Source organism: Mycoplasma sp. 527 (genome assembly GCF_053851595.1).
The window spans coordinates 13,758-24,073 of sequence record NZ_JBSQAY010000002.1; the positions used below are offsets into that span (position 1 = coordinate 13,758).

The following is a 10,316-nucleotide window of genomic DNA, read 5'->3' on the forward strand; positions in this document are numbered from 1 at the left end:
AGTCAACAATTATTAACAAAAATAAAGTGTTTATATTCGATCATAAACAATAATGCTTTGCTTCAATGTCTATATTATTGAAATTCAGAAATAGTGACAATTTCATTGTTAATTTCACTAAGAGCATTATCATAAAATATTAATAATATAATAATTGTAGGTCTATAGATGTTAAATTATAATTAAAAGAATTGACGCAAAACCTGGACCAACATTAGCTATATTGCTACAAATGTATATATTGACATTACAACAACAATAAAAGTAAACACAAACAATGCCGGCGATAGATCAAATGAAACAAAATGACCTTGTTTAGACTTTTTTGTTTCGCACAAATGTTGCTTCATCAAAATAGCCAGTCACTCATAAATAAATCCTTTAAATTTCAAATCTATAACCTATTATATTTTTTGAATATTTAGCTTAATAAACTAAATTATGATTTATAAAAAATGTGATCTTTATTTCAGTATTTTCTTACCTTCTAAGCGGCTGAAGTGCCTATGATTACCCTGATAAACAATAATAATGAAAAAATAATACCTAGAGGTATTAATAACTTGCTGCATCCAATTTAGAATTAACTTTTTTCCTCAATTGCGCTTTAATTTAAAATTAAAAATATACTAGTTTTTTTTAGCAAATCACTTCTTTAAGACATACAAATAAGTTCGCTTAATACGTGATTTTGTATATCTTTTTGATGTACAAGAATCAATAAATTCATCGTAGGATAAAGCATCAATGTTTTTCTTAAATAAATTTTCCATCCCTTCACTAACAAGTTTAATTTTGGCGATTCTTTGTGGTGACCAATGTCTTATTATTCTTTGGAATTTCTTATATGTATCTTCAATCCTCTTAACTCTTTTAATTTTTAGTGGAGAAAAATTTGAAATATCCTCATTATTTTTTATCATTTCTCTTAATTTTGTTCCTGATGCATAAATTGAACTTGTTTCCCCGGAATGATGTGAAATTGACCTTTTAATACAATCAAGTTTAATATGAGGTTTATTTTTTAATACGTATTTAGTGTATTCAAAGCCCAAAATATCTTGCGGAATTTCTTCTTCTTTTAAGAATAGTTTTAACGATTCATAACAGGATAAAATAAAGGATTTTCCTTGTTTTAAAAGCAACTTAACATTTTTGTTATATAAATCCAGATTTTCATCCAATAACCTGGCAGCACTTATGTATTTTTTTATTTCATTGCTATCGGATGTTCCAAAAAAAAGAATATCAATTTTTTGTTTATCTAACATATCAATTGAGCCTTTTGCAAAAAAGTGTGCTGCTTGTGTTGAAGTTTCAAAATCTAGCTTAACAACCTTATCAACACCATATTTCATACATATTTTTTTTCTTTTTGCAAAAGGAGCGCAAGCAATCTCACCACGTTGGGTAAAATTAGAGGACAAGGCAACAATAATTTTCGAATTTGGATATCTTTCTTTAATTTTATTAATTAAGTATATATGACCATTATGAAATGGATTATATTCTGCAATAATGCCAATTTTTAACATAAATTTATTCTTCCTACAATTCAATAATTCTTAAAAATTATAAATTAATTTGCTTTAAAAAAAATCTAAAAAGACCTATTAAAAAATAATTTCTTTATAATTAATGTACTAAAGATAATAAATAAAAATTGGAGAAATTATGATTGATTTATCAATAAAAAATGTTGCAAAAAGATTGAATATACGTAATGAGCAGGTTAGTGAAACCCTTAAATTATTAAAAGAAGGCGCTACAATTCCCTTTATTTCACGTTATAGAAAAGATGTGACCGGTGGTCTTGATGAAGAACAAGTTGCAAATATTAGCGAATTTTATGAGTATGATGTAGAACTTCAAAAAAGGAAAGAATATGTTAAAAAAATTCTTGAAGAAAAAAAGCTACTTGATGTTGAAATATCGAAAAAAATTGATGATGCAATAACTAAGCAGGAAGTTGAAAATATATATGAACCTTTTAAGGTAGGCAAAAAAACAAAAGCCACCGAAGCTCTTGCATTAGGATTAGGGCCACTTGCTGAGCTTATTATGACAAATAAGGATGAAAAATTTAATGTTTTTAAAGAAGCTTCGAAATATATTAATGGAGATACATTAAAAGATGTTGAACAAGTTTTAGAACAAGCTAAATATATAATTGCTCAAAATATTTCACAAGATATTTCAGTTCGCGAATATGTTAAAAATCAACTTATAAACTACGGTGTTATCATAACAAAAAAGAAAAGTGTGGATGACGAAAAAGAAACATTCAAACAATATTATGACTATAGTGAGAAGGTTAAAAATATCCCTAACCATCGTGTATTAGCTATTACTCGTGGTGAAGACAAAAAAATCATTTCATATACAATTGAATTCAATGAAAAAGTTATCATTTATTATCTAAACAACAAATTTTTCATCAACAAAAGAACAGCTAAGATTGTTAATGAAGCAATAAAGGATTCACTAGATCGTTTAATATTTCCATCGATAATAAGAGAAATAAAGACAGATTTATTTGAGCGTGCCGAAAAAGAAGCTATTGAAATTTTTGCTCAAAATCTTGAAGATTTATTACTTTCTCCAGCCACAAAAAATAAAAATATTTTATCTATCGATCCTGGATATACTAACGGCTGCAAATGTGCAATGCTAGACGGTAATGGAAAATATTTAGAAGGTTTTGTTATCCATCCACACACTAACTCAAAAGAAGAATTTCTAAATGCAGTCAAAAAGATGCATGAAATACTTAACAAATATGAGATTGATCTAATTGTTATTGGAAATGGAACCGCTAGCCGTGAAACAGAAGAATTTATTGATAAATTATTAAAAATAAGAAGAGAAAAAGAATTAAACAAAAACACTAAATTTGCCATTGTTAGCGAAGTAGGCGCTTCTGTATACTCGGCTTCAAAAATTGCGCAAGAGGAATTCCCTGATTTAGAACTAGAATTTAGATCAGCAATTAATATAGGCAGAAAATTTCAAGATCCTTTGAATGAGCTAATTAAAATTGAACCAAAATCTCTTGGGGTAGGTCAGTATCAACATGATGTTAATCAAAAAGAATTATCTTTAAAATTAGCATTCAAAGTCGGAAAGGCAGTCAATATGGTTGGAATTGATTTAAACACCGCAACCAAATATATATTAGAGTATGTTTCTGGCCTTTCGAAATCATTAGCACAAAATATTGTTGATTATCGTAATGAGAACGGCTTATTTAAATCAAGAACTGATCTTAAAAAGGTTAAAGGTTTAGGCCCTAAAGCTTATGAACAATCAGTTGGTTTTCTACGAATTTATGATTCTAATGTATTTTATGATAAGACAAATATACACCCTGACTTATATGAACTTGCCGATAGAATAATAAAAGAATTAGCTATTGATTTAAAAAATATCGATAAGGAAATATTGCTTTCAACTAATAAAGATGAATTAGCTAAAAACCTAGGCGCAAATCAATATGACATTGACCTAATTATTGATTCTTTATTAGCACCTGGAAAGGATATAAGGGATGATAAACCAGGATATATTGTTAATGACAAAATTTTAAAATTTAGCGATATCCAACTGGGTCAAGAAATTATTGGCCAGGTTCAAAATATTACCAACTTCGGTGTATTTGCCTATATTGGCCTAAAGGAAAATGTTTTGATTCATATTCGCAATATGAAGAAGGAAAATTCCCAATATATCAACCATCCTAATGAACTAGTTTCAATTGGCGATAACATAAATATAAAAATTATTGATATTGATAAAGTAAACTCAAAAATTCAAGGAAAAATTATTTGAAAATAAATTAATGTATTAAAATTTTATTATACTGTTTTTAATTAAGATTAAAAAGGGTTGGCCATAGGCCGATCCTTTTTGTAATTATAAGATATAAAAAAGGAGATAAAAATGAATACCAAAACTTTTGATTCGGAACTAAAAGCAACACAAATTTTTAGTGCTATATATAATGTTTCACAGATCAAAAATATTGATGAAGAAGCAGTAGTTGATTTATTTAAAAAAGCTGTTGAACAAGTGATTTTTAGTCAATATGATCCTGATGCTGAATTAGAATTTATCATTGATAAAGATAAGAAACAGTTTAAAATAATAAACCATACAAAAATCGTTACTAATGACCCTATAACATATGAAGACAAAGATAATTTTTGTCCTTGCATTGAAATCGCTTTAAGCGATGCTAAAAAAATTAATGCAGATATTAAGGAGGGCGATATCATTGCCGAGGAAATAGATTTCGAATTATTCCATAAACGTGATTATCAAAAAATTCTAAGTATCTTCAACCAACAAATTAGAGAGTTGGAAAAACAATTAACCTTTAATAAATATAGTAGCTTAATAGGTACTATAGTTAAAGCTAAAATAACAAATATTACCAAAACTGGTACACTCATGGAATTTCGCGATGGAACTGTTGCTTATATGCCACCATCTACAAGCAATTTAAGATTATTATCCAATCTAAAAGCCGGCGATTTGTTAGATGTTTATATTGAAGAAGTAAAACCTGAATCTAAAAATGCACAAATATTAGTATCCTCAGTTGAATCTAAATTAATAAATAAATTATTCGAACAAGAAATACCAGAAATTGCTGAGGGATTTATTGAAATTATTAAGGTTGTTAGAATACCAGGGGAAAGAGCAAAAGTTGCTATAAGAAAAACAGAAAAAGCGCCTTTTGCTCTCGAAGAATTAGGCACAGTAATCGGAACAGATTCAGCTAGAATTGAAGCTATTTCGAAACAACTAAACCACGAAAAAATTGATGTTGTATTATATGATGATGACAAAAAGAAATTTGTAATGAATGCCGTTAGTCCTTCAAGAGTTATTGATATTGTCGAAAAAGAAGATTCAACTCCACAGTTCAATAGTTTTATTGTTATTGTTCCTAATGCTCAACATACTTTAGCAATTGGTAAAAAAGGGCAAAATGTTCGGCTTGCCTCAGAATTAACAAGAAGCCGCTTGGACATAATTAGCCAAGCGCAAGCCGATCAACTCCAAATAAAATATTCATTTAAAAATGCAAATATTACTGAAGAAGAAGCTAAATTAAAATATGTAGGTCAAAAGTTAAATCTAAAACCAATTAGCAATCATAGAAATTCTAAGAAATCCAATGAATCATTCTTTGATAATACATTCAATATATCAGAATTTGACCAAGACCTAGCTGAGCTTAGACAAAAAGCACAACAAACAGATCATATTTTTGAAAAACAATTATATGAATCTATTTCTGATGAGGAAATAGAAAGAACATGAATTGATATGCAAAATGAATTAGAAAACGAAGAAATGGAAGATTTAGATGTATACTCAGGTAACACTAAACAAAATGAAATTAAAGACAAAGCAAAAATCGAAGCCGACTATGAAAAAATAACTCAAACAAAAATGAAGGACTTCAAAAAAGATGATGACCTAAGTGCTGGTTTAGAGAATTTAGATTTAGGTGATTTAAATGATGAAGATTGATAAAAAATATAGTCGTAAATCTATTGTTGATGGAAAAATTTATCCTATAAAGAACTTAGTTAGATTTGCAAAAATTAATAATGAATTTTATTTTGATCCAAACATTGAACTAGGTGGTCGAGGAACATACTGTTTAGATAATGAGGAACAAATCGAAACCCTTTTTAAAAAGCATTTACTAAATAAAGCATTTAGACAAAATATTGATGATTGTATTTATAAAAAATTATGAAATGAGGTGAATATATGGCTAAGCAAAAATGTAACAAAAGAATTTCAAATGTAGACAATATTAAAGAAAAATTAAACGTTGTAGAGGCAAAAGTCAAAAATGGTGTATTTATTTTTACAGGTCCATTAACAGTTTGTGAATTTAGCCAAAAAATTAACCAAACTGCTGCGCAAATTTTAACCTACTTCTTTAAAAAAGGAATAATGAAAAATATTAACACCTTCTTAAATGAAGAAGAAATTGCGGAAATATGTTTACATTATAATCTTGATTTTCAAAAAGAAGAATCAGTTGATGCTGAAAATTTATTTGATAAACTTGAAGTTATTAATGATCCAAACGACCTTTCAACACGCCCTCCCATTGTGACAATTATGGGCCATGTTGACCACGGTAAAACAACACTAATTGACCAAATTAGAAAAAGTAACATTCTTTCAACAGAATTTGGTGGGATTACCCAACATACTGGTGCATATCAAGTTGAATATAATGGTAGAAAAATTACCTTTCTTGACACCCCTGGACACGAAGCGTTTACTGAAATGCGTTCGAGAGGGGCTAGGGTAACTGATATTGTTATTATTGTTGTAGCTGCAGATGACGGTGTTAAACCGCAAACTATTGAAGCCATCGATCATGCGAAAGCTGCCAATGTGCCAATTATTATCTTTGTTAATAAGATGGATAAGTCAAATGCAGATCCTGAGAAAATTAAAAGCCAACTAAGCGAGCATAATATTATTTGTGAAGAATGAGGAGGCGAAAACCAATTCATTTATGGTTCAGCAATGATGAATAATAATATTGATGCTTTATTAGAATCTATTTTTCTTCAAGCTGATTTACTAGACCTAAAGGCAAATCTGAATCGCGATCCTTTTGGAACTATTATTGAATCAAAGATTGATAAAGGTAGAGGGGTAGTGTCAACGGTTATTGTTGAAAATGGTACTCTTATGCCTCGAGATTTTATTGTCGCTGGTGGTCAATATGGAAACATTAGAAGCTTAACCTCAACCGAGGGAAAACCATTGCAAAAAGTCTTACCAGGCACACCCTGCATAATTACAGGTCTCAATAAGAATCCCTCATCAGGTGATAGATTTATTGTAATTAGTGATGAAAAATTTGCTAAGAAGCTAGCAGAAGAAAAATCTTTTATTAATAAACAAAAAGAATTAAGCGAAAGAAATTCCTTCACTATAAAAGATGGGCAAAAAACCTTAAACATAATTATTAAAACCGATGTGCAGGGGACTGCTGAAGCAATTAAACAAACGCTATCTAAACTAAAAAATGATGAAATCTCTGTTAATGTTATTCGAGCAACAGCGGGAGAGCTAACTAAAGCAGACTTACTCTTAGCTGAAGCATCTAATTCAAGAATTTATCTATTTAACATTAGCACATCAAGCGAAATTAAAAAACTAGCTGAAACTAAAAAAATAAAAATTGTTTCTCATAACATTATTTATAAAATTGTTGAGGAAATAGAAGCAATTATCAATACCTTAAAAGAACCAGTTTATGAAGAAAAATTAATTGGACAGGCTGTTGTTATAAAACTTTTTTTCTACTCGAAAGTAGGAACAATTGCAGGTTGCATGATGCTTGAAGGACAAGCGAAAGAACTTTGCAAAGTTGAAGTAATTAGAAAAGGCAAAAGTATCTTTAAGGGCTCAATAAGCTCCTTAAAAAGAGAAAAAAATGATGTTAAAGTTGTCGAAAAAGGCTTTGATTTTGGTACCCATATTAAAGATTTTGATAAAATAGATATAGATGATGAATTAAAATTTTATGAGGATGTATTAGTATAATATGAACGCAATTATGCATGAAAGAAAAACTCAATTATTATTAGAATTAATTGGAAATAGTTTTTTTGAATTAAAAGATTTTGATGTAACAAACATCTCAATTAACGACGTAATTTTATCAAACGATGGATCACATGCTAAAGTATATATAACCTTATTTAAAGACAAGGAAAGATACTTTGACAAAGTGACTTCAATGGCGCCATTTATTCGTTCAGTTGTAGCTAAAAGTTGAAAATATAAAAAATTACCAGAACTAGTATTTTTAATTGATAAAGTTGAGCCTGAAGCTGCAAGAATTGAAAAAATACTTAAAGATATTAAAGAATAGTACTTAATAAATGAACAATCAGTATGATGCTATCGTAATAGGTGGTGGTCATGCCGGAATCGAAGCAACTTTTGCACTAGCAAAAAGAAATCTAAAAGTAGCCTTAATAACTCTAAATACTAACCGCTTAGCAATGCTACCTTGTAATCCATCGATTGGTGGATCGGCAAAAGGAATTATTACTCGTGAAATCGATGCCCTAGGAGGAGTTCAGGGCTTTTTTGCCGACCTATCCATGATCCAAATTAAAATGTTAAATACTTCAAAAGGTCCAGCTGTTTGATCGCTTAGAGCCCAAATAGACAAAGATAAATATTCACAAATAATTCTAAATGCTGTAAAAAAAGAAAATAATATTGTTTTAATTGAAGATGAAGTTTCTGATCTAATCATAGTTGACAAAAAATGTGTTGGTGTTAAAACTTTAAAACACGGCGATATACACTCGCAAGTCACAATTATGACAACCGGTGTCTATATGAACTCACGCATCCTACGAGGCACTGATATTAAAAATGATGGTCCTGACGGTGAAAAAAATAGTTCAACTCTATCCAAAAATTTAGCTAAATATGGTTTTGAAATCCAAAGATTAAAAACCGGAACTCCTTGTCGTATTTATACTGATAGTATTGATTTTACAAAAGTAGAAAGAGAAATTCTAGATAAAACTGAACTTTGTTTTTCCAAGCGAAGCAATATAAAATTAGATGAACAAACTTCTTGTTTTCTAACCCATACAACAGCCAAAACTAAAGAAATAGTGCTAAAAAACCTTGATAAAAGCTCATTATATTCTGGAATAATTATTGGTATCGGACCAAGATATTGCCCTAGCATTGAAGACAAAATTGTTAGATTTCAAGACAAGGAAACACACCACATATTTTTTGAACCAGAAACTAAAAAAGGTGACATTATGTACATTAACGGCTTATCTACTTCAATGCCTGTCAATGTCCAAGATGAAATGATTAGATCAGTACCTGGATTAGAAAATTGTAGAATCCAAAAATATGGATACGCTATTGAATATGATGCTATTAATCCACTTAACTTATATAAATCGCTAGAATCTAAAATATTAGAAAACTTTTTTTCGGCCGGACAACCTAATGGGACAAGTGGTTACGAAGAAGCGGCGGCCCAAGGCTTAATAGCCGGAATTAATGCGGCAAATAAGATTCAAAATATGCCTTCTATGGAAATCAAAAGAAGCGATGCCTATATCGGTGTCTTAATTGATGATATCGTTACCAAAGGTACCACAGAGCCATATCGTATGTTAACAAGTCGCTCAGAATATCGATTATTATTAAGAAATGACAATGTTGATGAAAGATTATGCCAATATGCTTATGACAATAAAATGATAAATGAAGAAGAATATCAAAAAATTGTTAATAAATATAATCTTATTCAAACAACAATTGAAGAACTTAAAAATAAATATGTGTCTTCAAAGAGTGAATTAGGCATTAAATATAACGTTATCAATGGTCAATCTTACCTTAAGTTACTTGCCAATCCTGAGACAGACCCAATAGATATCTTAGGAAATGATTTTCCCTTCATTGAAGAATTAACAATTCAAGTAAGACTATTTGGATATCTTAAAAAACAAGAAACAGCTGCTGAAAAAATGATTCGCCTGGAAAATCTAAAAATCCCTGAAAATATAAATTATTCCTTGGTAGATAATCTCGCTACAGAAGCAAGACAAAAACTTGAAAAAATTAGACCCTCAACTATTGGACAAGCAACAAGAATTAGTGGAATTAACCCATCCGACATACAAATGCTAATGTTCTATCTAAATAACCGCAAAAAATAAAAATGAAAATAAACTTAATTGCAGTTGGTTCTTTAAATTCAGATATTAAGAAAATTTATGATTCATATTTAAAAAAAATAAACTTTTTAGCAACAATTAATTTAATTGAAATTAAAGAAATTATTAATGATAATATTGATATTAAAATTGCAAAGGAAACTGAAGCAATATTAGCAAAAATACCAAAAAATTCAAAAGTTTTTTATCTTTCATTACAAGGAAAACAAATGAGTAGTGAGGAATTTTCTAATATACTTATTGAAGATAATTTAACTTTTATTATTGGCGGGTCAAATGGCGTAGATGAAACAAAATTTAAAAATAAAATTTGTTTTTCCAGAATGACCTTCCCACATCAGTTATTTAGAATCATGTTAATTGAACAAATTTATCGTGGATTAGCCATTAAGAAAAATATTAAATATCATAAATAATTACACCAAATTTTGGTGTAATTTTATTATTTGATTTTTTTCTCTAGACATTTAGGGATCTATTGACGAAGTTAAAACAAAAAACCAAAACCTTTACAGCTTATAGGTTTTGATTTAAAATTAA

General features: G+C 29.0%; 9 protein-coding genes. 7 read left to right on the forward strand and 2 right to left on the reverse strand.

The genetic code is table 4. The annotated features are described in order from the left end of the window. Window positions 1–218 precede the first annotated feature (218 nt). Together ACWXVQ_RS01185 and ACWXVQ_RS01190 are read right to left on the reverse strand one after the other, a co-directional pair. Window positions 219–392, reverse strand: coding sequence for a hypothetical protein (locus tag ACWXVQ_RS01185; protein ID WP_456013278.1), 174 nt, complete (start codon window positions 390–392; stop codon window positions 219–221). A gap of 237 nt (window positions 393–629) precedes the next feature. Next, complete coding sequence (locus tag ACWXVQ_RS01190) at window positions 630–1,535, reverse strand: nucleotidyltransferase (RefSeq protein ID WP_456013279.1); 906 nt, start codon at window positions 1,533–1,535, stop codon at window positions 630–632. 139 nt (window positions 1,536–1,674) lie between these two features. On the opposite strand from ACWXVQ_RS01190, the gene ACWXVQ_RS01195 reads away from it, so the two are divergent. The 7 genes from ACWXVQ_RS01195 to ACWXVQ_RS01225 all read left to right on the forward strand — a co-directional run bounded on the left by ACWXVQ_RS01195 (window position 1,675) and on the right by ACWXVQ_RS01225 (window position 10,192). Then, on the forward strand, window positions 1,675–3,834 hold the full coding sequence (locus tag ACWXVQ_RS01195; protein ID WP_455966397.1) for a helix-hairpin-helix domain-containing protein: 2,160 nt from the start codon (window positions 1,675–1,677) through the stop codon (window positions 3,832–3,834). A gap of 105 nt (window positions 3,835–3,939) precedes the next feature. Further along, window positions 3,940–5,544: a transcription termination factor NusA gene (nusA, locus tag ACWXVQ_RS01200; protein ID WP_456013280.1), complete on the forward strand. Its 1,605-nt coding sequence runs from the start codon at window positions 3,940–3,942 to the stop codon at window positions 5,542–5,544. Further along, window positions 5,528–5,827 (forward strand): DUF448 domain-containing protein, encoded by a 300-nt coding sequence (locus ACWXVQ_RS01205; protein ID WP_438340440.1) that lies wholly within the window; start codon window positions 5,528–5,530, stop codon window positions 5,825–5,827. Before nusA ends, ACWXVQ_RS01205 begins: the two co-directional genes overlap by 17 nt. Continuing rightward, window positions 5,788–7,593 carry a translation initiation factor IF-2 gene (gene infB / locus ACWXVQ_RS01210; RefSeq protein WP_438340441.1) on the forward strand — a complete coding sequence of 602 codons (1,806 nt, stop codon included), beginning with the start codon at window positions 5,788–5,790 and terminating at the stop codon, window positions 7,591–7,593. Before ACWXVQ_RS01205 ends, infB begins: the two co-directional genes overlap by 40 nt. A 1-nt stretch (window position 7,594) precedes the next feature. After that, window positions 7,595–7,924: a 30S ribosome-binding factor RbfA gene (gene rbfA / locus ACWXVQ_RS01215; protein WP_438340442.1), complete on the forward strand. Its 330-nt coding sequence runs from the start codon at window positions 7,595–7,597 to the stop codon at window positions 7,922–7,924. Between the two features lie 10 nt (window positions 7,925–7,934). Continuing rightward, entirely contained in the window at window positions 7,935–9,758 is a 1,824-nt protein-coding gene (gene mnmG / locus ACWXVQ_RS01220) for a tRNA uridine-5-carboxymethylaminomethyl(34) synthesis enzyme MnmG (RefSeq protein WP_456013281.1), read from the forward strand. Between the two features lie 2 nt (window positions 9,759–9,760). Beyond that, a complete protein-coding gene (locus ACWXVQ_RS01225) occupies window positions 9,761–10,192 on the forward strand; it encodes a 23S rRNA (pseudouridine(1915)-N(3))-methyltransferase RlmH (protein WP_455966390.1) in 432 nt (143 codons plus the stop codon). The last annotated feature ends 124 nt before the right edge of the window (window positions 10,193–10,316 follow it).